General features: G+C 68.1%; 23 protein-coding genes and 1 pseudogene. 23 read left to right on the forward strand and 1 reads right to left on the reverse strand.

All coding sequences use genetic code 11. From position 1 onward, the window contains the following. Nucleotides 1-123 precede the first annotated feature (123 nt). The 20 genes and pseudogenes from lysA to ACFJGU_RS18075 all read left to right on the forward strand — a co-directional run bounded on the left by lysA (nucleotide 124) and on the right by ACFJGU_RS18075 (nucleotide 19,879). The gene (gene lysA, locus ACFJGU_RS17980; protein ID WP_382305284.1) at nucleotides 124-1,557 is read left to right on the forward strand and encodes a diaminopimelate decarboxylase; all 1,434 of its coding nucleotides are present in this window, start codon (nucleotides 124-126) and stop codon (nucleotides 1,555-1,557) included. Further along, on the forward strand, nucleotides 1,554-2,891 hold the full coding sequence (locus ACFJGU_RS17985; protein WP_382305286.1) for a homoserine dehydrogenase: 1,338 nt from the start codon (nucleotides 1,554-1,556) through the stop codon (nucleotides 2,889-2,891). Before lysA ends, ACFJGU_RS17985 begins: the two co-directional genes overlap by 4 nt. Further along, on the forward strand, nucleotides 2,891-4,012 hold the full coding sequence (gene thrC / locus ACFJGU_RS17990) for a threonine synthase (RefSeq protein ID WP_382305289.1): 1,122 nt from the start codon (nucleotides 2,891-2,893) through the stop codon (nucleotides 4,010-4,012). The genes ACFJGU_RS17985 and thrC overlap by 1 nt, the downstream gene beginning before the upstream one ends. Further along, nucleotides 4,009-4,965: a homoserine kinase gene (thrB, locus tag ACFJGU_RS17995; protein WP_382305291.1), complete on the forward strand. Its 957-nt coding sequence runs from the start codon at nucleotides 4,009-4,011 to the stop codon at nucleotides 4,963-4,965. The genes thrC and thrB overlap by 4 nt, the downstream gene beginning before the upstream one ends. A gap of 209 nt (nucleotides 4,966-5,174) precedes the next feature. Further along, entirely contained in the window at nucleotides 5,175-7,418 is a 2,244-nt protein-coding gene (gene rho / locus ACFJGU_RS18000; RefSeq protein WP_382305293.1) for a transcription termination factor Rho, read from the forward strand. After that, a complete protein-coding gene (gene prfA, locus ACFJGU_RS18005) occupies nucleotides 7,418-8,497 on the forward strand; it encodes a peptide chain release factor 1 (RefSeq protein ID WP_382305295.1) in 1,080 nt (359 codons plus the stop codon). Before rho ends, prfA begins: the two co-directional genes overlap by 1 nt. A gap of 3 nt (nucleotides 8,498-8,500) precedes the next feature. After that, nucleotides 8,501-9,394: a peptide chain release factor N(5)-glutamine methyltransferase gene (gene prmC / locus ACFJGU_RS18010; protein ID WP_382305297.1), complete on the forward strand. Its 894-nt coding sequence runs from the start codon at nucleotides 8,501-8,503 to the stop codon at nucleotides 9,392-9,394. Between the two features lie 23 nt (nucleotides 9,395-9,417). After that, nucleotides 9,418-9,606, forward strand: coding sequence for a PLDc N-terminal domain-containing protein (locus ACFJGU_RS18015; protein WP_382305298.1), 189 nt, complete (start codon nucleotides 9,418-9,420; stop codon nucleotides 9,604-9,606). Nucleotides 9,607-9,638: 32 nt separating this feature from the next. Then, entirely contained in the window at nucleotides 9,639-10,301 is a 663-nt protein-coding gene (locus ACFJGU_RS18020; protein WP_382305301.1) for an L-threonylcarbamoyladenylate synthase, read from the forward strand. Nucleotides 10,302-10,304: 3 nt separating this feature from the next. Beyond that, on the forward strand, nucleotides 10,305-11,501 hold the full coding sequence (locus ACFJGU_RS18025; RefSeq protein ID WP_382305303.1) for an MraY family glycosyltransferase: 1,197 nt from the start codon (nucleotides 10,305-10,307) through the stop codon (nucleotides 11,499-11,501). Nucleotides 11,502-11,504: 3 nt separating this feature from the next. Next, complete coding sequence (locus ACFJGU_RS18030) at nucleotides 11,505-11,993, forward strand: hypothetical protein (protein ID WP_382305306.1); 489 nt, start codon at nucleotides 11,505-11,507, stop codon at nucleotides 11,991-11,993. Between the two features lie 192 nt (nucleotides 11,994-12,185). Further along, complete coding sequence (atpB, locus tag ACFJGU_RS18035; protein WP_382305307.1) at nucleotides 12,186-12,977, forward strand: F0F1 ATP synthase subunit A; 792 nt, start codon at nucleotides 12,186-12,188, stop codon at nucleotides 12,975-12,977. A gap of 48 nt (nucleotides 12,978-13,025) precedes the next feature. Next, on the forward strand, nucleotides 13,026-13,262 hold the full coding sequence (gene atpE / locus ACFJGU_RS18040; RefSeq protein WP_066040131.1) for an ATP synthase F0 subunit C: 237 nt from the start codon (nucleotides 13,026-13,028) through the stop codon (nucleotides 13,260-13,262). Nucleotides 13,263-13,291: 29 nt separating this feature from the next. Continuing rightward, nucleotides 13,292-13,861, forward strand: coding sequence for a F0F1 ATP synthase subunit B (locus tag ACFJGU_RS18045; RefSeq protein ID WP_382305309.1), 570 nt, complete (start codon nucleotides 13,292-13,294; stop codon nucleotides 13,859-13,861). Between the two features lie 6 nt (nucleotides 13,862-13,867). Next, nucleotides 13,868-14,665 carry a F0F1 ATP synthase subunit delta gene (locus ACFJGU_RS18050; RefSeq protein WP_382305311.1) on the forward strand — a complete coding sequence of 266 codons (798 nt, stop codon included), beginning with the start codon at nucleotides 13,868-13,870 and terminating at the stop codon, nucleotides 14,663-14,665. A gap of 53 nt (nucleotides 14,666-14,718) precedes the next feature. Then, on the forward strand, nucleotides 14,719-16,356 hold the full coding sequence (atpA, locus tag ACFJGU_RS18055; protein ID WP_382305313.1) for a F0F1 ATP synthase subunit alpha: 1,638 nt from the start codon (nucleotides 14,719-14,721) through the stop codon (nucleotides 16,354-16,356). Between the two features lie 2 nt (nucleotides 16,357-16,358). Beyond that, nucleotides 16,359-17,234, forward strand: a pseudogene (locus ACFJGU_RS18060) (F0F1 ATP synthase subunit gamma); the annotation flags it as partial. Between the two features lie 45 nt (nucleotides 17,235-17,279). After that, nucleotides 17,280-18,743: a F0F1 ATP synthase subunit beta gene (atpD, locus tag ACFJGU_RS18065; RefSeq protein WP_382310429.1), complete on the forward strand. Its 1,464-nt coding sequence runs from the start codon at nucleotides 17,280-17,282 to the stop codon at nucleotides 18,741-18,743. 2 nt (nucleotides 18,744-18,745) lie between these two features. Beyond that, nucleotides 18,746-19,012 carry a F0F1 ATP synthase subunit epsilon gene (locus ACFJGU_RS18070; protein WP_382305315.1) on the forward strand — a complete coding sequence of 89 codons (267 nt, stop codon included), beginning with the start codon at nucleotides 18,746-18,748 and terminating at the stop codon, nucleotides 19,010-19,012. Nucleotides 19,013-19,132: 120 nt separating this feature from the next. Further along, entirely contained in the window at nucleotides 19,133-19,879 is a 747-nt protein-coding gene (locus ACFJGU_RS18075; RefSeq protein WP_382305317.1) for a YaaA family protein, read from the forward strand. Nucleotides 19,880-19,893: 14 nt separating this feature from the next. Here the strand turns inward: ACFJGU_RS18075 and ACFJGU_RS18080 are convergent, their stop codons facing one another. Beyond that, complete coding sequence (locus ACFJGU_RS18080; protein ID WP_382305319.1) at nucleotides 19,894-20,406, reverse strand: methylated-DNA--[protein]-cysteine S-methyltransferase; 513 nt, start codon at nucleotides 20,404-20,406, stop codon at nucleotides 19,894-19,896. 125 nt (nucleotides 20,407-20,531) lie between these two features. Between ACFJGU_RS18080 and ACFJGU_RS18085 the strand changes: the two genes are divergently transcribed. Genes ACFJGU_RS18085 through ACFJGU_RS18095 form a run of 3 tightly spaced genes read left to right on the forward strand, consistent with a single transcriptional unit; the run spans nucleotide 20,532 to nucleotide 23,693 of the window. Then, on the forward strand, nucleotides 20,532-22,295 hold the full coding sequence (locus ACFJGU_RS18085) for a proline--tRNA ligase (protein WP_382305322.1): 1,764 nt from the start codon (nucleotides 20,532-20,534) through the stop codon (nucleotides 22,293-22,295). Nucleotides 22,296-22,354: 59 nt separating this feature from the next. After that, nucleotides 22,355-23,353, forward strand: a complete 999-nt coding sequence (gene nusA / locus ACFJGU_RS18090; RefSeq protein ID WP_092553414.1) for a transcription termination factor NusA — start codon at nucleotides 22,355-22,357, stop codon at nucleotides 23,351-23,353. A 52-nt stretch (nucleotides 23,354-23,405) separates the two neighbouring features. After that, on the forward strand, nucleotides 23,406-23,693 hold the full coding sequence (locus tag ACFJGU_RS18095) for a YlxR family protein (protein WP_382305324.1): 288 nt from the start codon (nucleotides 23,406-23,408) through the stop codon (nucleotides 23,691-23,693). Nucleotides 23,694-23,723 lie beyond the last annotated feature (30 nt).

A 23,723-nucleotide genomic window follows, 5' to 3' on the forward strand; every position in this document is an offset into this window, starting at 1 on the left:
CCCGGTAGAATTTCCTCATCTCCGAGTGTTCGGACGGCTTCAGGGACCAATCCGGGTCCGCTCGCCCCCTTGTGCCAATCCGTCGAGCCCCTGTCGGGCGACGACACATCAGAGGGATTCCCCATGACGTCCAGCCCGCTGGCCCCTGCCTGGCTCAGCCACCCCGACGACGCGAACGCGTTGCCGGCACCCATCTGGTCGCACACGGCCACGCGCACCGCCGAGGGAGAGATCGAGTTCGGCGGAGTCGCCGCCGGCGCTCTCGCGGCCGAGTTCGGAACCCCGCTCTACGTTTTCGACGAGACGGATGCCCGCACCCGCGCGCGCGAGCTCCGCGACGCCTTCGCGACGGAGACCGCCCGCGTCGGCACCACCGCAAAGATCTACTACGCCGGCAAGGCCTTCCTCAGCATCGAGGTGGCGCGCTGGATGGCGGCCGAGGGCCTGTCCATCGACGTCTGCAGCGGCGGAGAACTCGCGGTCGCGCTGGCCGCGGGTGTCGACCCCTCGCGGATCGGATTGCACGGCAACAACAAGTCCCTGGCCGAGATCGACCGCGCGGTGAGCGTCGGCGTCGGCGTGATCGTCATCGACAGCGCCGTCGAAGTCGAGCGGGTGGCCGAGGTCGCCGCGCGACACGAGCGTGTGCAGTCCGTGCGGGTGCGCGTCAACAGCGGCGTGCACGCCCACACCCACGACTTCCTCGCCACCGCCCACGAAGACCAGAAGTTCGGCGTGCGGCTCGACCAGGCGGAGGAGTTCGCGGCCGCCATCCGCTCGCATCCCGAACTCCGGTTCCTCGGCCTGCACTGTCACATCGGCTCCCAGATCTTCGGGTCGGACGGCTTCGCCGAGTCGGCCGCGCGGCTGCTCGAAGCCCACGCCGGTCTCCTCGCGGGCGGCGAGGTCCCCGAACTCAACCTCGGCGGCGGCTTCGGCATCGCCTACACCACGGCCGACGACCCGACGCCGATCACCGAACTCGCGGCGGCCATCGTCGACGCGGTGGTGGGCGAGTGCACGCGTCTCGGCATCCCGGTACCGGCTCTTGCGTTCGAGCCCGGTCGGTCGATCATCGGCACGGCGGGCGCCACCCTCTACGAGGTGGGCACCGTGAAGGACGTGCTGGTGAGCGTGCCGGGCGAGAACGGCGAGGCGACCGACCTGGTGCGCAAGTACGTCAGTGTCGACGGCGGGATGAGCGACAACGCGCGCCCCGCCCTCTACGGTGCCGACTACTCCGTGCGTCTGGCCGGACGGGTGTCGGACGCCGACCCCGCGCTCGTCCGCATCGCGGGGAAGCACTGCGAGAGCGGCGACATCGTGGTGTACGCCGACTACCTGCCGGGCGACGTGCATCCGGGCGACCTCGTCGCGGTGCCCGCGACCGGCGCCTACTGCTGGTCGCTGGCGAGCAACTACAACTACCTCGGCCGGCCCGCCGTCGTCGCGGTCGCCGACGGCCAGGCTCGGCTGATCGTGCGCCGTGAGACCGAGCACGACCTGCTCGCCCGCGACGCCGCCTACACCGGAGAACGACTCGGAGAACCACGATGATCGAATACCGCAACCTCCGGATCGCCCTGCTCGGCGCCGGCTCCGTCGGCTCGCAGGTGGCGCGGCTGCTCCTCGAGCAGGGCGACGAGCTCGCCTCTCGGGTGGGCGCAGGTCTCGAACTGGTCGGCATCGCGGTGCGCGACGTCGACGCGCCCCGCGACACCGAGCTGCCGCACGAGCTGTTCACGACGGATGCCCGCACGCTCATCCAGTCGGCCGACATCGTGGTGGAGCTCATGGGCGGCATCGAGCCGGCCCGCGAGTACATCCTGCTCGCCATCAACTCCGGGGCCGACGTCGTGACCGGCAACAAGGCGCTGCTCGCCACGCACGGCCCCGAACTCTTCGACGCGGCCGCGCAGGTGGGCGCGCAGCTCTACTACGAGGCGGCCGCCGGGGGCGCCATCCCGATCATCCGTCCGCTCCGCGACAGCCTCGCGGGCGACCGCGTGCGCCGCGTGATGGGCATCGTCAACGGCACCACCAACTTCATCCTCGACCGGATGGACACCGAGGGCGACACCTTCGAGAGCGCTCTCGCCACGGCGACCGCGCTCGGCTACGCCGAGGCCGACCCCACCGCCGACATCGAGGGGTACGACGCCGCGCAGAAGGCGGCGATCCTCGCCAGCCTCGCCTTCCACACGGCCGTGCCGGTCGAGGCGGTGCACCGCGAGGGCATCACCACGGTCACGGCCGACGAGGTCGAGGCAGCCAAGCGCGCCGGTTTCGTGGTGAAGTTGCTCGCGATCTGCGAGCGACTGACGGATGCGCAGAGCGGCATCGAGGGCGTCTCGGTGCGCGTGCATCCCGCCCTGATCAGCCGCCTGCATCCGCTCGCCGCGGTGCACGGCGCGAAGAACGCGGTGTTCGTGCAGGCCGAGGCGGCGGGCGACCTGATGTTCTACGGGGCCGGAGCGGGCGGACTCGAGACCGCCTCCGCCGTGCTCGGCGACCTCGTCTCGGCGGCGCGGCGGCACGTCGCCGGTGGCCCGGGCGTGGGGGAGTCGACCCACGCCAACCTCCCGATCTTCGACATCGGCGCCGTGAGCACGCGCTACCAGATCACGCTACAGGTGACCGACAAGCCCGGCGTGCTCGCCCAGGTGGCCGGCCTGTTCAGTGAGCACGGCGTGTCGGTGGAGGCGGTGCAGCAGACCGTGGCGTCGGCCGCACCCGGGCGGTCACCGGGCGAAGCTCTCACCGCTACCCTTGTCATTGTCACGCACGAAGCCCCCGAGGCCGCCTTGTCGGCGACGGTGGCGGCTGTTTCGTCGAACGACGCCGTCGTTCGGGTCGAATCAGTCCTACGAGTTGAAGGAGACACGCCCTAGTGGCCGACCCCACCCCCCGCATCCCCTCCCGCCAGTGGCGCGGGGTCCTGCGCGAATACGCCGACCGCCTCGACATCTCCGACGCGACCCCCATCGTCACCCTCGGTGAGGGCGGCACGCCGCTCATCCCGGCTCCGGCTCTGTCGGCGCGCACGGGCGCGAACGTCTACGTGAAGTTCGAGGGGATGAACCCCACCGGCTCCTTCAAAGACCGCGGCATGACGATGGCCATCTCCAAGGCCGTCGAGCACGGCGCGAAGGCCGTCATCTGCGCCTCCACCGGCAACACCTCGGCCTCCGCCGCCGCCTACGCCACGCACGCGGGCATCACGGCGGCCGTGCTGGTGCCCGAGGGCAAGATCGCGATGGGCAAGCTCAGCCAGGCCATTGCGCACAACGCCCAGCTCATCCAGGTGCAGGGCAACTTCGACGAGTGTCTCGACCTCGCGCGCGACCTCTCGGCGAACTACCCGGTGCACCTGGTCAACTCGGTGAACCCTGACCGCATCGCCGGCCAGAAGACGGCCGCGTTCGAGGTCGTCGAGGTGCTGCAGGATGCGCCCGACTTCCACATCGTGCCCGTGGGCAACGCGGGCAACTACACCGCCTACACCCGCGGCTACACCGAGGAGCTCGAGCGCGGCGCCACCACGAAGCTGCCGCGCATGTTCGGCTTCCAGGCCGCCGGCTCCGCGCCCATCGTGCTCGGTCACCCGGTGCCGAACCCCGAGACCATCGCCAGCGCCATCCGCATCGGCAACCCGGCCTCCTGGGAGCTCGCCCTCGCGGCGCGCGACGCCACCGCGGGCTACTTCGGCGCCATCAGCGACGAGCACATCCTGGCGGCCCACCGCATCCTCTCGGCCGAGGTCGGCATCTTCGTCGAGCCCGCGTCGGCGATCAGCGTCGCCGGGTTGCTCGAGCGCTCCGAGGCCGGCGTCATCCCGGCCGGATCGACGGTAGTGCTGACGGTCACGGGTCACGGCCTGAAGGACCCGCAGTGGGCGCTCCGCTCGGAGGACGGCTCCGAGGTCAAGCCCACCATCGTGCCGGTCGACTCGGCCGAGATCGCGAGCGTGCTCGGGCTCTCCCGCGCGGACTCGCAGGAAGCGGCCTCGTGACCCTCGCCGACCCGACCCCCGTGTCCCTGGCCGGCCGCACCGTCACGGTGCGCGTTCCGGGCACCACGGCGAACCTCGGTCCCGGCTTCGACACCCTCGGTCTCGCGCTGGCGCTCTACGACGAGCTGACCGTCTCGGTGCGCGACGAACCGGGCGCGTTCGTGGAGGTGCACGGCGTGGGCGAGGGCGAGGTGCCGACCGACGAGACCAACCTCGTCGTGCGCTCCATCGCCCACACCTTCGCCGCCTACGGTCAGGAGCTCCCGGGTCTGCACCTGGTGGCGAAAAACGCGATCCCGCACGGGCGCGGCCTCGGCTCCTCGGGTGCGGCGATCGTCTCCGGCGTGATGGCCGCCAAGGGCCTGCTCGACGGCGTGGTCGAGATCGACCCGCTGGGCCTGCTGGCCCGGGCGACCGAACTCGAGGGCCACCCCGACAACGTGGCCCCGGCGCTCTTCGGCGGTCTCACCATCGCCTGGACGACGCCCGACGGCCCGCAGTTCAAGAAGCTGATCGTGCACCGCGGCGTCTCGCCGCTCGTGCTCGTGCCGCAGGAGACCATGTCGACGGCGCTCGCCCGGAGCCTCCAGCCCGAATCGGTGCCGCACGCCGACGCCATCTTCAACGTCTCGCGCTCCACCCTGCTCATCGCCGCGCTCATCCAGAGCCCCGAGCTGCTGCTCGCGGCCACCGAGGACAAGCTGCACCAGAGCTACCGCGCGAGCGCGATGCCCGAGACCGACCGACTGATCCAGGAGCTGCGCGCCGCCGGGTTCCCCGCGGTCGTCTCGGGCGCCGGCCCCAGCATCCTCGTGCTCTGCAGCGACCCGGGGCAGCGTCTCGCCGCCGCCGAACTGGTGGGTTCACGGGCCGCGACACCCTGGCAGGCGCTGGTTCTGGCTGTGGACTTCAAAGGTGCTACAGTGGTGCTGCACCCGGACGAAGTCAAGTAGCCCTCAGGTTTGCTCTGAAACACCGCAGCACCACCTGAACTGCTTCGAATCCCGTCCCGGTCGCATTTCTTCCAACTCATTTCCTGCCGCGTGCAGAGACGTATCCGGCCCCGGTTCTCCGTGTGGAGAGCCACACCCTGGTGCGTTCCCGTCCGTGGACAGTTCTCTGCCTGGCTTTTCGTAGCCGACAGGGGAAGGACACAATCTCCGTGACTGACGTCAACACCCAAGCCGATCTCTCGACTCTGAAAGTCTCCGAACTGCAGGCCATCGCGGCCCAGCTCGGCATGGCCGGCGCCTCCAAACTCCGCAAGGGCGAGCTGGTCGAGGCCATCCGCCAGGCCCAGGCCGGGGCCGCCGAGCAGCCTGCCGGCCTGCCGACGCTCGACTTCGACGCGGCTCCCGCCGCGGCCGAGGTCGCTCCCGAAGCTCCGGCCGCCGAGGCCGCTTCCGAAGCTCCGGCCGGCGAGCCCGCTCCCGATGCGGTGGGCCCGATCGTGCCCGACGAGCTGCTGCTCGCCGCACCGGTCGCCCACAACCAGCCCAAGGAGCCGATCGTCATCGAGCTCCCCGAGGGCCCCGTGTCGCCCAAGCGCCGCGGATCGCGCCGGGTCACCTCGGTCGACGGCGGCATCGCCATCGAGCGCAGCACCGGCCGCTCCACCGGCAGCCGCGTCTCGGCCGCCTCCCACGTGAACACCGACGGCGCCACCGAGGCGCCGCTGGTGCCGGCCGCCGACGACTACATCGCTCCGGCCGCCGAAGCCACGACCACCACCCCCGAGCAGACGGATGCCCCGGCCGAGACCGGCACCGACGCTCCCGTCGAGCAGAACGAGCGCTCCGAGGGTCGCGGCGGCCGCAACCGCAACCGCCGCAACCGCAACCAGAACGCCGACGGCGGCCAGCAGGGCGGCAACGCCGGCGAGGCCCAGGCCGGCAACGGCCAGAACGGTCAGGGCCAGCGCGGCAACCAGAACCAGAACGATCGCGCCGCCCAGGGCGAGCGCGGACAGAACGATCGCAACGACCGGGGTGCGCAGAACGAGCGCGGCCAGGGCGAGCGCACCAACCAGAACGACCGTTCGAGCCAGAGCGAGCGCGCCCAGCAGAACAGCGACGCGGCCAAGCAGGAGGCCCAGCAGGCCGAGCGCGGCCAGGGTCAGAACCAGCGCGGCGCCGGCGACGAGGAGCGCAGCGAGCGGGGCGCCCGCAACCGCTACCGTGACCGCAAGCGTCGCGGCCAGGGCGGCGGCGACGAGATCGAGCCCGAGATCAGCGAGGACGACGTGCTCATCCCCGTCGCGGGCATCCTCGACATCCTCGACAACTACGCCTTCGTGCGCACGAGCGGCTACCTGCCGGGCAACAGCGACGTCTACGTCTCGCTCGGCCAGGTGAAGAAGTACAACCTGCGCAAGGGCGACGCGGTGGTCGGAAGCATCCGCCAGCCGCGTGAGGGCGACCAGAGCGGCCGCCAGAAGTACAACGCGATCGTGCGCATCGAGTCGATCAACGGCCTGCCCGTCGAAGAGGCGCTCAACCGCGTCGAGTTCGGCAAGCTCACCCCGCTCTACCCGCAGGAGCGTCTGCGCCTCGAGACCGAGCCGGGCAAGCTGACCCAGCGCATCATCGACCTCGTCGCCCCGATCGGCAAGGGCCAGCGCGGCCTCATCGTCGCGCCGCCCAAGGCCGGCAAGACCATCGTGCTGCAGCAGATCGCCAACGCGATCTCGACCAACAACCCCGAGGTCCACCTCATGGTCGTGCTGGTCGACGAGCGGCCCGAAGAGGTCACCGACATGCAGCGCACGGTGAAGGGCGAGGTCATCGCGAGCACCTTCGACCGCCCGGCCGAAGACCACACCACCGTCGCCGAACTCGCCATCGAGCGGGCCAAGCGTCTGGTGGAGCTCGGCCACGACGTCGTCGTGCTGCTCGACTCCATCACCCGCCTCGGCCGCGCCTACAACCTGGCGTCGCCGGCCTCCGGCCGCATCCTGTCGGGCGGTGTCGACGCCTCGGCGCTCTACCCGCCGAAGCGCTTCTTCGGAGCCGCTCGCAACATCGAGAACGGCGGATCGCTCACCATCCTCGCCACCGCGCTGGTCGAGACCGGGTCGAAGATGGACGAGGTGATCTTCGAGGAGTTCAAGGGCACCGGCAACTCCGAGCTGCGCCTCTCGCGTCAGCTCGCCGACAAGCGCATCTTCCCGGCGGTCGACGTCAACGCGTCGAGCACCCGTCGTGAAGAGCTGCTGATGGGCGCCGACGAGACCAAGATCACCTGGAAGCTGCGTCGCGCCCTCGCCGGCGTCGACCAGCAGCAGGCGCTCGAGATCGTCCTGGGCCGCCTCAAGGAGACCTCCTCGAATGTGGAGTTCCTCATGCAGGTGCAGAAGTCGATGCCCACGCCCGCGCAGAACGGCCACAACGGTCACAAGGCCGACTGATGTTCGAGTCCGTCAGCACGCTGCTGGCCGAACACGACGACCTGCAGCAGCAACTCTCCGATCCCGAGCTCCACAGCGACCCGGCTCGGTCGAAGCGGGTCAACCGGCGCTACGCCGAGTTGAGCCGCATCGTCGCCGCGCACGCCGCGTGGAAGCAGGGGGTCGAAGACCTCGAGGCCGCCCGGGAACTCGCGAAGGACGACGAGTCGTTCGCCGAGGAGATCCCGGCGCTCGAGGAGAGCCTCGCCGAGGCCGAGGAGAAGCTCCGGCGCCTCCTGATCCCGCGGGATCCGGATGACGCGCGCGACGTGATCATGGAGATCAAGGCGGGGGAGGGCGGTGCCGAGAGCATGCTCTTCGTCGCCGACCTCCTGCGCATGTACCTGCACTACGCCGAGTCGAAGGGCTGGAAGACCGAGCTCCTCGAGCGCACCGAGAGTGATCTGGGCGGCTACAAAGACGTCCAGGTCGCCGTGAAGGGCAAGTCGACCGACCCCGCCGAGGGCGTCTGGGCGCACCTGAAGTACGAAGGCGGCGTGCACCGTGTTCAGCGCGTCCCGGCCACCGAGTCGCAGGGCCGCATCCACACCTCCGCGGCCGGCGTCCTCGTCTTCCCCGAGGTCGATGAGCCCGAAGAGGTCGAGATCAATCCGAACGACCTCAAGATCGACGTCTTCCGCTCCTCCGGCCCCGGTGGCCAGTCGGTCAACACCACCGACTCCGCCGTGCGCATCACACACCTCCCCACCGGGATCGTGGTGTCGATGCAGAACGAGAAGAGCCAGCTGCAGAACCGTGAGGCCGGCATGCGTGTGCTGCGCGCCCGCATCCTGGCGAAGCAGCAGGAAGAGCTCGACGCCGAAGCCTCCGCCGCTCGCAAGAGCCAGATCCGCACGGTCGACCGCTCCGAGCGCATCCGCACCTACAACTTCCCCGAGAACCGCATCGCCGACCACCGCACCGGGTACAAGGCCTACAACCTCGACCAGGTGATGGACGGCGCGCTCGAGCCGATCATCCAGTCGGCCATCACGGCCGACGAGGAGAGCCGACTCGCCGCGGTCGGCAACGACGCGTAGCGCATGAGCACCGTCGACACCGCCGAACGGCCCGTCACCGTGCGCTCGCTCTACGAGCGCTCCGTGGCGATCCTCGCCGCCAGCGGCATCCCCGACCCGCAGGTCGACGCGGAGCTCCTGATCGGGCATGTGCTGGGCGCCTCGCGCGGCCGCGTGCAATCGCTCACGGTGACGGATGCGCCGCTCGGCGTCGAAGACACGCTCGCGATCGTCGAGGCGGTCGAGCGGCGCGCCGCGCGGGAACCGCTGCAGCACATCACCGGCGTGGCCTGGTTCCGTTCCCTCGAGCTGGCGGTCGGCCCCGGCGTGTTCGTGCCGCGGTCCGAGACCGAGTTCGTCGCGGGGCTCGCCATCGACTCCCTGCGCGCCGTGGTGGCGGCCCCGGATGCCCGGCCCCTCGCCGTGGACCTCGGCACCGGCAGTGGCGCCATCGCGCTCTCCCTGGCCACCGAGGTCCCGCACGCCGAAGTGGTGGCCGTCGAGAACTCGACCGCCGCGTTCATCTGGGCCAAGCAGAACCTCCGCGCCGTCGGCGTCGACAATGCCCGACTGGTGTTCATCGACCTCGCCGACGCGCTTCCCGAGCTCGACGGAACCGTCGACGTCGTGGTGTCCAACCCGCCCTACATCCCGGTCGGAGCCGTGCCCCGCGACCCCGAGGTACGGCTGCACGACCCCGAGCACGCTCTCTACGGCGGCGAGGACGGCCTCGACGTCGTGCGCAGCGTCTCCGCCACCGCGCGGCGGCTGCTCCGCCCGGGCGGCAGTCTGGTGATCGAGCACGGCGACCTGCAGGGCGACGAGATGCGTGCGCTCCTGACAGCAGCCGGGTGGCGCGCCGCCGCGACCCACCGCGACCTCACGGGCCGCGACCGCGCGACCACGGCCATCCGCTAATCCGCCACCGCTAGGAGCACTTCATGGACCCGTTCAGTCTCGGAATCGGCATCGTCGCGCTGGTGATCTTCATCATCACGGTGATCTCCATCGCGAACAACCCGAATCACGGGTTCTTCGGCAAGCTGCTCTGGATGGCGGTGGCGTTCTTCCTGTCGATCCTCGGCTCGATCCTGTGGCTCGTCTTCGGCCGCGGCCGGGTCAACAAGTAACGGGGGGTCGCCCCGTTATCATGGGTGACGAGATGGCTGCCATTTACGACTGCTCTGCGCCGACGGAGCTTCTCACCGGAATGCGGCTCGCGCGGGCGGCGCTCGGCAAGGGCGAACTCGTCGTGCTGCCCACCGACACCGTGTACGGTCTCGCCGCCGACGCCTTCGACCCCGCGGCCGTCCAGCGCCTTCTCGACGCCAAGGGGCGCACCCGGCAGTCGCCGCCGCCCGTGTTGATCCCCAACCTGCCCACGCTCGACGCCCTGGCCACCGACATCCCCGACTCCGCGCGCGCCCTGGTGGCCGAATTCTGGCCGGGCGGTCTCACGGTGATCCTGCGGGCCACGCCGTCGCTGATGTGGGACCTGGGGGAGACCGGGGGCACCGTCGCCCTGCGCATGCCCGACGACCCCCTGGCACTCGAACTCCTGGCCGAGACCGGGCCGCTCGCCGTGTCGAGCGCCAACCTCACCGGGCAGCCCGCCGCGACCACCGCGGCCGAAGCCCGGGAGATGCTCGGCGACAGCGTCGAGGTCTACCTCGACGGGGGAGAGCGCCCTCAAGCGGTGGCCTCCACGATCGTCGACGCCACCGATCCGGACGGACGGATCGCCATCGTGCGGCTCGGCGCCGTGCCGGCCGAGCGCATCCGCGACGTGGTCGGCGATCTGCTGCTGCCGGAAACCAGCGCCTGACGCATGCGCTTCTACCTCCTCGTCGCTCTCGTCTCCGCCGTGGTCACCTTCGGGTTGACCTGGGTGATCTACAAGCTCAGCCACAAGTACCGGCTGTACCCGAAGATCCGCGAGCGCGACGTGCACACCCGCCCCACGCCACGGCTGGGCGGCATCGCGATGTTCATCGGGGTGGTGGTGGCGTTCGTCGTGGCGTCGCAGATCAGCTGGTTCCGGCTGGTGTTCGCCGAGCCGGGCAAGGTCTGGGCCATCCTCGGCGCCGCGCTCATCATCGTGCTGATCGGTGTGGCCGACGACATCTGGGACCTGGACTGGCTCACGAAGCTGGCCGGCCAGATCATCGCGGCGGGGCTGCTGGCCTGGCAGGGCGTGCAGATCGTGTCGCTGCCGATCGGCGGGTTGACCATCGGATCGAGCGGGATGTCGCTCGTGATCACCATCCTGGCCGTCGTGCTGGTGATGAACGCGATCAACTTCATCGACGGTCTGGACGGACTCGTCGCGGGTGTCGCGCTCATCGCCAACGGCGTGTTCTTCATCTACAGCTACCTGCTCGTGCAGGACACCTCGCCGTTCGACTACTTCAACCTCGCCTCGCTCATCACCGCGGTGCTGATCGGAGCCTGCGCCGGCTTCCTGCCGCTGAACTTCCACCCGGCGAAGCTGTTCATGGGCGATGCGGGAGCGCTGCTGGTCGGCCTCCTGATGGCCACCAGCGCCATCGCGGTCACCGGTCAGGTCGATCCCGCCCAGCTGGGCCGCTCGCAGCTGTTCCCGGCCTTCATCCCGATCCTGCTGCCGTTCGCCATCCTGGTCATCCCGCTGCTCGACTTCGGGCTCGCGGTGTTCCGCCGGCTGCGCGCCGGGAAGAGCCCGTTCAGCGCCGACCGCAAGCACCTGCACCACCGATTGCTCGACATGGGGCACTCGCATCTGCAGGCCGTGCTGATCTTCTACGCTTGGACCGCGGTGATCTCCATCGGGTGCCTGCTCTTCTTCGTGCTGCAGCCCTACTGGCTGGCCTTCGTCTTCCTCGGCGTCGGTCTCGTGGTGTGCACCGCGGTGACGCTGAGCCCGTTGAGCCGCGAGAAGCGACGTGAGATCGAGGCGCAGTCAGCCGATGCGGGTACCCTCGAAGCCGACATGAAAGCCGGCGACGATCCGCTCGACGCGGCCGCCGACGAAATCAAGGAGTCCTAAACCGTGACCGAGCCGACCGATGCACCCGAGCCCCGGATCCGCGGGAACTACCCCACGCCCTCGTCGAACAAGGTCTTCTCGACCATCCTGCGCTGGGACATCGTGCTCGCCGTCGCGATCGCCGTGATCGGGGGAGTGATCGGGTACCTCGTCGACGGCTGGCCCGGGGCGATCAGCGCCTTGATCGGCACCGCGCTGGTGCTGGTCTTCGCCGGGATCACCGTGGCGAGCATCCTGGTGGCGAACCGATTCACCGCGTCGCCGCTCTACACGACGCTGTTCTTCGTGATCGTGCTCGGCTCCTGGATGCTCAAGTTCGTTCTGTTCATCGTGATCGTGCTGCTCCTGCGCGGACAGCCTTGGACCAACGGCACCGTGCTCTTCCTGAGCATCGTCGCAGCGGTCATCGGAACGCTCGTCGTCGACGTCTTGGTGGTCGCCCGCACGCGGATGTCGTACGTTTCGGACGTGAAGCTTCCCAGCGGCGAATGAGACCACTACGATTCGTCAGGATGCCCTAAGTCTTGATAGGGTTATGACGATCGTTCCGCTGTCCAGCAATGCCGTCGAGGCTTGTATACAGCACACCCCCCAACCGTTCGTCGTCGCGAGAACTGTGAAAAGTTCCACGCCCCGAAACAGGAGATAGCGCTGATAGCTAACGCTGTGAACCTGCTAGCCCCAATGGCAACCTCCGACGATGGTGGTTTCCACGGTCCGTCGATCGAGGAGTTCTTCCCCGAGGCCATTTTCTTCGCTGGCACGCCGTTCGAAATCAATCGAATCATCCTCATCCGCTTCATCGCGATGCTGGCAATCATCCTGATCTTCTGGATCGGCACGCGCCGTATGAAGGTCGTGCCGGGTCGATTCCAGAGCGTCGTGGAGATGGGCCTGGACTTCACCCGGGTCAACATCGCCGAAGACCTGCTCGGCAAGAAGGACGGCCGGCGGTTCCTCCCGCTGATCACCACGATCTTCTTCATGGTGCTGTTCGCGAACCTGACGGGCATCATCCCGTTCCTGAACATCTCGTCGAACGCTCTCATCGGCATGCCGCTGGTGCTGGCCCTCGTCGCCTGGCTGGCGTTCATGTACGCCGGTATCAGGAAGCACCCGGGCGCCTTCTTCAAGAACGCGCTGTTCCCGCCCGGAGTGCCGTGGCCGCTCTACATCATCGTGACGCCGATCGAGTTCGTCTCGACGTTCATCCTCCGGCCGATCACGCTCACACTGCGACTGCTGATGAACATGCTCGTCGGCCACCTCCTGCTGGTGCTGTTCTTCTCGGCCACGCAGTTCTTCCTCTTCACCGCGACGCAGACCAGCATCTTCTACGGTCTGTTCGGAGTGGGAACGCTGGCCTTCGGCTTCGTCTTCACGCTCTTCGAGGTCCTGGTGGCCGTGCTGCAGGCCTACGTCTTCGCACTCCTCACCACGGTCTACATCCAGCTCGCGCTGGCTGACGAACACTAATACGGCGCCAGGCACCCGCCTGCTCCACCATCACGAAAGGGAACAACAATGGCAGACACAGCCATCCTCGCCGAGGTCACCGGTAGCATCGCCACCGTCGGTTACGGCCTCGCCGCAATCGGCCCGGCCATCGGCGTGGGCATCGTCGTCGGCAAGACCATCGAGGGCGTCGCCCGTCAGCCCGAGCTGGCCGGCCGTCTTCAGGTTCTGATGTACATCGGTATCGCGTTCACCGAGGCCCTGGCCTTCATCGGTATCGCCACCGGCTTCATCTTCGGCTTCTAAACCCTCTTTCACCCTAGGAAGGAGGCGCCATGCTTCAGACCATTCTTGTAGCAGCCACCGAAGAAGCAGCCCCGAACCCGCTGCTTCCGGAGCCCTACGACATCATCTGGTCGCTGGTCTGCTTCGTCGTCATCCTCTTCTTCTTCTGGCGGCTCGTGCTGCCCCGCATGAAGAAGCTGCTCGACGAGCGCTCCGCCGCCATCGAAGGCAACATGGAGAAGGCCGACGAAGCGCAGCGCGAAGCCGAAGCTGCTCTCGAGCAGTACACGGCTCAGCTCGCCGAGGCTCGCGCCGAAGCCGGCAAGATCCGTGAGCAGGCCCGTGTCGACGCCCAGCGCATCGCCGCGGAGATCCAGGCTAAGGCCCAGAGCGACGCCGAGCGTGTCAAGGCCAACGCCCAGGTCGCCATCGAGGCCGATCGCCAGTCGGCGCTCGTCTCGCTGCGCACCGAGGTGGGCAGCCTCGCCATCGACCTCGCGTCGGGTGTCATCGGAGAGTCTCTCGCCGACGACAAGAGGGCCACGGCACTCGTCGACCGCTTCCTGGCCGACCTCGAAGCATCCGACACCGCGGCATCCGACTCCGCGGGAAAGAAGTAGCCACGCATGGGTAGCGCGACCAGAGTAGCCCTCGAGGAGGCGAAGGCCCGCTTGGCGAGCCTCGGCTCCCGGGTCGATCTGGCCACGGGAGAAGAGCTCTTCGCCGCGGGCCGGATCATCGGAGATTCGACACACCTGCTCGGTGCTCTCTCGGATCCCGGAGTCGAGCCCGCCATCAAGGTGGCGCTCGTCAAGCAGCTCTTCGCTCCGGCCTACGGCGCCACCACGGTGGAGCTGTTGTCGGGCATCGCGTCGAGCCGGTGGTCGAGTCATTCCGACCTGCTGGCCGGCATCGAGGAGATCGGCATCCGTGCCGTCGCGAGTTCCGCGCCGACCTCGGCTGCGATCGACTCCGAGCTGTTCGAGTTCGGCCGCGCAGTCACCAGCGACTCGAAGCTGGAGCTGGCCCTCGGGTCGAAGCTCGGTTCCACCGAGCAGAAGCGCAGCCTGGTCGAGCGTCTGCTCGGCGGCCGTGCCTCGGAGCAGACCGTGGCCATCGCGCGTCAGCTGGTCACCCAGCCGCGCGGACGGCGTATCGGTGAGCTCATCCGTTTCGCCTCCACCATCGTCGCCGACCAGTCCGGTTCTGCGGTCGCCACGGTGACCACGGCCGTGCCTCTCGCGCCGGCGCAGCTCGAGCGGCTCCAGACCACCCTGGCCGCGCAGTACGGGCGCCGGGTGCAGCTAAACGAGGTGATCGACGCCTCGGTCATCGGTGGCATCCGCATCCAGATCGGCGACGACGTCATCGACGGCAGCGTCGCCACGCGCATCAACGATTTGAGACTTCAGCTCGCTGGCTAATCGGCGGGCACAGGAACACACTGGGGGCATACCCCATCAGAAAAGGGAAAACGATGGCTGAACTTACGATCCGCCCCGATGAGATCCGCGACGCTCTCAAGGACTTCGTCGCGGCCTACGAGCCCGGCAAGGCTGCGACCACCGAGGTCGGTTACGTCATCGACGCCGCCGACGGCATCGCGCACGTCGAAGGCCTCCCCGGTGTCATGGCCAACGAACTGATCCGCTTCTCCGACGGCACCCTGGGCCTGGCCCAGAACCTCGACGAGAACGAGATCGGCGTCGTCGTGCTCGGTGAGTTCACCGGCATCGAAGAGGGCCAGGAAGTCACCCGCACGGGTGAGGTGCTGTCCGTCCCCGTGGGCGACGGCTACCTCGGCCGCGTGGTCGACCCGCTGGGCAACCCGATCGACGGACTGGGCGACATCGCCACTGAGGGTCGTCGCGAGCTCGAGCTCCAGGCCCCCGGTGTCATGGCGCGCAAGAGCGTGCACGAGCCGATGCAGACGGGCATCAAGGCGATCGACGCCATGATCCCGATCGGCCGGGGCCAGCGCCAGCTGATCATCGGCGACCGCCAGACCGGCAAGACCGCCATCGCGATCGACACCATCATCAACCAGAAGGCCAACTGGGAGTCCGGCGACGAGAACAAGCAGGTCCGCTGCATCTACGTCGCCATCGGTCAGAAGGGCTCCACCATCGCCTCCGTGAAGGGTGCGCTGGAAGACGCCGGAGCGATGGAGTACACCACCATCGTGGCGTCGCCCGCCTCCGACCCGGCCGGCTTCAAGTACCTCGCCCCCTACACCGGCTCGGCCATCGGTCAGCACTGGATGTACGGCGGCAAGCACGTCCTGATCATCTTCGACGACCTGTCGAAGCAGGCCGAGGCCTACCGCGCCGTGTCGCTGCTGCTGCGCCGCCCGCCGGGACGCGAGGCGTACCCCGGCGACGTGTTCTACCTGCACTCCCGTCTGCTGGAGCGTTGCGCCAAGCTCTCCGACGAGCTGGGCGCGGGCTCGATGACCGGTCTGCCGATCATCGAGACCAAGGCCAACGACGTGTCGGCCTACATCCCGACCAACGTGATCTCGATCACCGACGGCCAGATCTTCCTGCAGTCCGACCTGTTCAACTCGAACCAGCGCCCCGCTGTCGACGTCGGCATCTCGGTGTCGCGCGTCGGTGGTGACGCCCAGGTGAAGTCGATCAAGAAGGTCTCCGGAACGCTGAAGCTCGAGCTCGCGCAGTACCGCTCGCTCGAGGCCTTCGCGATGTTCGCGTCCGACCTGGATGCGGCATCCCGTCGCCAGCTCGCCCGCGGCGCCCGCCTCACCGAGCTGCTCAAGCAGCCGCAGTACTCGCCCTTCCCGGTCGAGAACCAGGTCGTGTCGATCTGGGCCGGCACGAACGGCAAGCTCGACGAGGTTCCGGTCGACGACATCCTGCGCTTCGAGGCGGAGTTCCACGACTTCCTCGGCCGCAACACCGAGATCCTCACCACCCTCCGCGACACCAACGTGCTGTCCGACGAGACGGTCGCCGCCCTCGAGAAGGCGGTCGACGACTTCAAGCTCGAGTTCCAGACGGGTGAGGGCAAGCCGCTCGCCTCGGTGGGCCGCGAGGAGTTCGCCGCGACCGACCCCGAGAACGTCGGCCAGGAGAAGATCGTCAAGGGTCGCCGCTGACCATGGGTGCTCAGCTCAGGGTCTATCGGTCGAAGATCAAGTCGGCCCAGACGACCAAGAAGATCACGAGGGCGATGGAGTTGATCTCCGCCTCGCGCATCCAGAAGGCGCAGACGCGGGTGAAGCAGTCGACGCCCTACTCGCAGGCGATCACGCGCGCCGTCTCGGCCGTGGCGACGTACTCGAACGTGGAGCACCCGCTCACGACCGAGCGTGAGAAGCTCGACACCGCGGCGATCGTGATCTTCACCTCGGATCGCGGTCTCGCCGGTGCGTTCTCGTCGTCGATCCTGAAAGAGGCCGAGAGCCTGGCCGAGCTGCTGCGCAGCGAGGGCAAGAAGGTCGTCTTCTATCTCGTGGGTCGCAAGGCGGTCGGCTACTTCAGCTTCCGACGCCGCGACAGCGCGAAGTCGTGGACCGGCGGCACCGACCAGCCCGTCTTCGAGACGGCCAAGGAGATCGCGGATGCGGTCGTCACGGCCTACAACCTCGACGACGAAGAGGGTGGCGTCGACGAGATCCACCTCGTGTACAACCGTTTCGTGAGCATGGTCACCCAGGTTCCCGAGGTGGTGCGCCTGCTTCCGCTGGAGATCGTGGAGGGCGAGGAGCCCGAGACGAACGAGGTCTTCCCGCTCTACGAGTTCGAGCCGGATGCCGAGACGGTCCTCGACGCGCTGCTTCCCATCTACGTCGAGAGCCGCATCTTCAATGCGATGCTGCAATCGGCCGCGGCCGAGCACGCGGCACGTCAGAAGGCGATGAAGTCGGCCAGCGACAACGCCGACAACCTGATCCGTGACTACACGCGACTGGCGAACAACGCTCGTCAGAGCGAGATCACGCAGCAGATTTCCGAGATCGTGGGTGGGGCCGACGCACTGGCCCCCGCCAAGAATTTAACGAAGAAAAGAGAAAGCACAATGACTGACACTGCTACCGCGCCAGTCCAGGCGGAGGAGACGCCGAGCGGCGTCGGCCGTATTGCGCGCGTCACGGGCCCGGTCGTGGACATCGAGTTCCCGCACGACTCGATCCCCGAGCTCTACAACGCTCTGAAGACCACCATCACGCTCGGCGGCGAGTCGCACGAGATCACCCTCGAGGTCGCTCAGCACCTCGGTGACGACCTCGTGCGCGCCATCGCCCTGAAGCCCACCGACGGTCTGGTGCGCGGCCAGGAGGTGCGCGACACCGGAGCCGCCATCTCCGTTCCGGTCGGCGACGTCACCAAAGGCAAGGTCTTCAACGTCATCGGCGAGGTGCTGAACGCGGCACCCGGCGAGAAGATCGAGATCACGGAGCGCTGGCCCATCCACCGCAAGCCCCCGGCGTTCGACCAGCTGGAGTCGAAGACGCAGCTCTTCGAGACCGGCATCAAGGTCATCGACCTGCTGACGCCGTATGTGCTCGGTGGAAAGATCGGCCTCTTCGGCGGTGCGGGCGTCGGCAAGACCGTCCTCATCCAGGAGATGATCCAGCGCGTCGCGCAGGACCACGGTGGTGTGTCGGTGTTCGCCGGTGTCGGTGAGCGCACCCGTGAGGGCAACGACCTCATCCACGAGATGGAGGAGGCGGGCGTCTTCGACAAGACCGCCCTCGTCTTCGGCCAGATGGACGAGCCGCCCGGAACGCGTCTGCGCGTGGCCCTCTCGGCGCTGACCATGGCGGAGTACTTCCGCGACGTTCAGAACCAGGACGTGCTGCTCTTCATCGACAACATCTTCCGCTTCACCCAGGCGGGCTCCGAGGTGTCGACGCTGCTCGGCCGTATGCCCTCCGCGGTGGGCTACCAGCCGAACCTGGCGGATGAGATGGGTGTGCTCCAGGAGCGCATCACCTCGACCCGCGGTCACTCGATCACCTCGCTGCAGGCGATCTACGTGCCCGCCGACGACTACACCGACCCGGCGCCGGCCACCACCTTCGCCCACCTCGACGCCACCACGGAGCTCTCCCGTGAGATCGCGTCGAAGGGTCTGTACCCGGCCGTCGACCCGCTGACCTCGACCTCGCGCATCCTCGACCCCCGCTACTTGGGCGCCGACCACTACCGCGTGGCCACCAACGTCAAGCAGATCCTGCAGAAGAACAAGGAACTCCAGGAGATCATCGCGATCCTCGGTGTCGACGAGCTCTCCGAGGAAGACAAGATCACCGTCTCGCGGGCTCGCCGCATCCAGCAGTTCCTCTCGCAGAACACCTACATGGCGAAGAAGTTCACCGGTGTCGAGGGTTCGACGGTTCCGCTGAAGGACACCATCGAGTCGTTCGACGCCATCACCAAGGGTGACTTCGACCACGTGGCCGAGCAGGCGTTCTTCAACGTCGGCCCGATCACCGACGTCGAAGAGAAGTGGGCTCAGATCCAGAAGGAGAACGGCTAGTCATGGCTGCTCCGCTCAACGTCAGCGTCGTCGCGGCCGACCAGGAGATCTGGTCGGGCGAGGCGTCGATGGTGATCGCGAAGACCGTGGAGGGCGAGATCGGTATCCTCGCCGGCCACGAGCCTCTGCTCGCGATCCTCGCCGCCGGCGAGGTGCGGGTGAACACGACGAGCGGTGAGCGCCTGGTGGCGCGCGCCGACGACGGTTTCCTCTCGGTCGAGAACGACACCGTCACGATCGTGGCCCGCGACGCGGAACTGATCAAGTAGCGCTCCTCGTCCCGCCCTCCTCGTCCTGTCGGACGCCGGACACCGGCCGTCGCATCCACTCCTCGGAGCGGGTTGCGGCGGCCGTTTCCGTGACCCGGCGTCGTTTCTGAAAGAAGTACCGTGCTCATCGTCCTCCCACCCTCGGAGACCAAACGCGACGGCGGCGACGGCGATCCGCTCGACTTCACCGCCCTGTCGCATCCGCGTCTGACCGCGAAGCGGAGGGCGCTTGCCCGGAGAGTCTCCCGCCTGGCACGGACCCCGGAGGAGATGATGGCCCGGCTGAAGCTGGGCCAGAAGCTCGCCTTCGAGGTGGAGCGCAACCGCACTCTCACCACCGCACCCACCATGGCCGCGATGGATCGGTACACCGGCGTTCTCTACGAAGCCTTTGATGCGCCCACGCTCTCTCCGGACGCCCGGGCGTTCGCGGAGTCTCACCTCCGCATCCACTCCGCCCTGTTCGGCCTGCTCGGCGCCGGGGACCCCATCCCCGCGTACCGGCTCTCCTCGAACGCGCGGCTCGACGAGCCGAGCCTCAAGGCCAGCTGGGCCGGGGCGGTCTCGAAGGAGTTCGCCGCGCACCGTGGCGAGCTGGTGCTCGACCTGCGCTCGGAGTCCTACGTGGCTCTCGGCCCGATCCCGCCCGGCACGCCGTCGTACTTCCTCCGTGTGGTGACGACGGGGGAGGACGGCGTGCAGCGAGCCCTCAACCACTTCAACAAGAAGGGCAAAGGCGCCCTCGTGCGGGCGATCGTGGAGAACGGCGACGACTTCGCCGACATCGACGCGTTGTTCGAGTGGGGGCGCGCATCCGGACATCGCCTGTCGCTCGCGCCGAACGGCGAGCTGGTGCTCGAGGTCTGAAATTCTCGTACCCCTCAGGCATGGCCGATGCTCTCGTGATCGAGCAGCCAGGCCTTGGTCTTGACGCCTTCGCCCCAGCTGTAGCCCGTGATGCGTCCGGTCGCCGACAGCACACGGTGGCAGCCGACCAGCAGGGGAGTGGGGTTGGAGGCGATGGCCCCTCCGACGGCGCGGCCCGAACCGGACTTGCCGACCGCGGCCGCGATCGCTCCGTAGGTGGTGACCTGGCCCCAGCGCAGGCGGGCCAGCTCCTGCCACACCGCCACCTGGAACGGTGTGCCCCGGTGGGCGATGGGAACCGAGAACCCGCGCCGGTAGCCCTCGAAATAGTCGAGCAGCTGCGCGATCGCCTCGTCGGCGACGGCGTTGGAGTCGTAGGCCAGCCCGTCGTGCGGCAGCGATCCGTTGTGCTCGATCGCCACGGAGGTGATCGCGTCGCCGTCGCTGGCGACCTCGATGCGACCGATCGGGGTGTCGCCGCGCTGGAGATACGGCGACGCCGATCGGAGTTGAATGAGAGTGTCCATGGCCTCGACGGTAGGTGCCGACCGGTGCAGCGCCCCGTCTCGTCTTCGAATCTGTGGACGATTCCGGCCACGCGCGGGAACCGGGAGGAGAGGACAGGCCGAACAGGCTGGCTAAACTCGTTCTCGTGCCTACTCGCTTGTCGAACTACTTCCTCCGAACTCTCCGAGACGTGCCCTCCGACGCGGAGGTGACCAGCCACATCCTCCTGGTGCGCGCGGGCTACATCCGCCGCCAGGCGCCGGGCATCTTCGCCTGGCTGCCGCTCGGCCTCCGGGTGAAGGCGAAGATCGAGGCGATCGTGCGCGAGGAGATGGCGGCGGCCGGCGCCTTCGAGGTGCACTTCCCGGCGCTGCTCCCCAAGGAGCCCTACGAGGTCACCGGGCGCTACGAGGAGTACGGACCCGGGATGTTCCGCCTCTCCGACCGCAAAGAAGCCGGCCTCGTGCTGGCCCCCACGCACGAGGAGGTCTTCACGCTGCTCGTGAAAGACCTCTACTCGAGCTACAAAGACCTGCCGCTCACCATCTACCAGATCCAGGACAAGTATCGCGACGAGGCACGCCCTCGGGCCGGCCTCCTGCGCGGGCGCGAGTTCACGATGAAGGACGCCTACTCCTTCGACGCCACGGATGCCGGGCTCGACGCGTCCTACCAGGCGCAGCGCGACGCCTACGAGCGCATCTTCCAGCGTCTGGGCCTCGAGTACGTCATCGTGAAGGCCGACGCCGGGGCCATGGGCGGCTCGAAGAGCGAGGAGTTCCTGCACCCCACGCCGGTCGGCGAAGACACCTTCGTGCGCTCGGCCGGCGGCTACGCCGCGAACGTCGAGGCCTTCACCACGATCGCACCCGCGTCCCGCTCCTACGAGAACCTGACGCCCGCCGAGGTCCTGGACACCCCCGACACCCCCACCATCCAGACCCTCGTCGACCGGGCCAACGCGGCGCACCCTCGGCCCGACGGCAGAGCCTGGACGGCCGCCGACACGCTCAAGAACGTCGTGCTCGCCCTCACCCACCTCGACGGCACGCGCGAGCTCGTGGTGGTGGGCCTGCCGGGTGACCGCGAGGTCGACATGAAGCGGGCCGAGGTGGCCTTCGCACCGGCCGAGATCGAGCCCGCGACGGAAGCCGACTTCGCGAAGAACCCCGGTCTCGTCAAGGGCTACATCGGCCCGTGGTCGCCCGAGGGTGCGGTGCTCGGCGAGAAGTCGAGCACCGGCATCCGCTACCTCGTCGACCCCCGGGTCTCCGACGGCAGCGGCTGGATCACCGGGTCCAACGTGCACGGCAAACACGTGTTCGGCCTGGTCGCCGGTCGCGACTTCCAGGCCGACGGCACGGTCGAGGCCGCCGAGGTGCTCGCGGGCGACCCGGCACCGGACGGGTCCGGGCCCGTCGAGCTCGCCCGCGGCATGGAGATCGGCCACGTCTTCCAGCTCGGCCGCAAGTACGCCGAGGCGCTCGGCCTCAAGGTGCTCGACGAGAACGGCAAGCTCGTGACCGTGACCATGGGGTCGTACGGCATCGGCGTCACCCGCATCCTCGCGATCATCGCCGAGCTCAACAACGACGACAAGGGGCTGATCTGGCCTCCCGCCGTCGCGCCCTTCGACGTGCACGTGATCGCCACGGGCAAAGACCCCGACATCTACGCCGCGGCCGAGCGCGTGGTGGCCGATCTCGAGGCCCAGGGCCTCGACGTACTGTTCGACGACCGGCCCAAGGTGTCGCCCGGCGTGAAGTTCGGCGATGCCGAGTTGATCGGTGTTCCGAAGATCGTGATCGTCGGCCGTGGGGTCGTCGACGGGGTCGTCGAACTGTGGGATCGCGCAAGCGGAGAGCGAACGCAGGTCGCCCTGGATGCCGTCGGCGCGAGCTTCGGGTAGTCTGAGCGTTTGACTGCCGGAGTTTTCGGCACCTGAGATCTGAACAGAGGAGGCCGGAAATGGACATCGACCTCAGCGTCTTACGTCTCTTGGAACGCGAGCGAGAGATTCCCTTCGAGGAACTCGTGGGAATCATCGAGCAGGCCATCCTGACGGCATTCCTCAAGCACACCGACCGCCCGGCGACGACCGAGGACGGCACCCCGGCTGCGCGCGTGCACCTGGACCGCAAGACGGGACACATCGGCATCTTCGTGCCGGAATACGACGAAGACGGCGTGCTGATCGGCGAAGCCGAGGAGAACCCGAGCGACTTCGGCCGCATCGCGGCCTTCGCCGCCAAGCAGGTCATCAACCAGCGCCTGCGCGACATCGCCGACGACCACGTGCTCGGCGAGTTCAAGGGGCGCGAGGGCGACATCATCGCCGGCGTCATCCAGCAGGGCCCGAACCCGCGGATGGTGCACGTGGACCTCGGCACGATCGAGGCCATCCTGCCGCCCGAGGAGCAGGTTCCCGGCGAGAACTACGCCCACGGGTCGCGCATCCGCGTGTACGTGACGAGTGTGGCCAAGGGTCCGAAGGGACCATCGATCACCGTGTCGCGCACCCACCCCTCGCTCGTCCGCAAGCTCTTCGCCCTCGAGGTGCCGGAGATCGCGTCGGGCGTGGTGGAGATCGTGTCGCTCGCTCGCGAGGCCGGCCACCGCACGAAGATCGCCGTGCGCGCCACCGAACCCGGCGTGAACGCCAAGGGCGCCTGCATCGGCGAGCTCGGCCAGCGCGTGCGTGCGGTCACCGCGGAGCTCGGCAACGAGAAGATCGACATCGTCGACTACTCCGACGACCTGCCGACCTTCGTGGCGAACGCCCTGTCGCCCGCCAAGGTGTCCAGCGCCTTCGTGATCGATGAGTCGCTGAAAGCCGTCCGCGCGCTGGTGCCCGACTACCAGCTCTCGCTGGCCATCGGCAAGGAGGGGCAGAACGCCCGGCTGGCCGCGAAACTGACGGGCGCGAAGATCGACATCCAGCCGGATTCGATCCTCGACGGCGACTGAAACCACCGTCCCGGTGCGCCGCGAGACGGGCGCTCAGGGAATATGGAGTAACATGGAACCCGTTAGAACGTGCGTCGGATGTCGTGCGCGCGCCACACGGTCCTCTCTTCTGAGGGTCATAGCCACGGAAGTTGTCTCTGAGGACGGTGTTCCTCAGGGACGTGCTCTGGTCGTCGACGAGTCGGCCACTCTTCCCGGGCGAGGCGCATGGTTGCATCCTTCACACGAGTGCTTTCACACCGCGGTCACGCGACGCGCTTTCGGGCGTGCGCTCCGCGTTGAGGGTGTGCTCGACACGACAACATTAGAGAACAGGCTGAACGGCACCGTGAACCCATGAGTGACAACTGATGAGCGGCTCGAAATGAGA

It is taken from the genome of Herbiconiux sp. UC225_62, from assembly GCF_042694625.1.
Taxonomy (GTDB): Bacteria; Actinomycetota; Actinomycetes; order Actinomycetales; family Microbacteriaceae; genus Herbiconiux.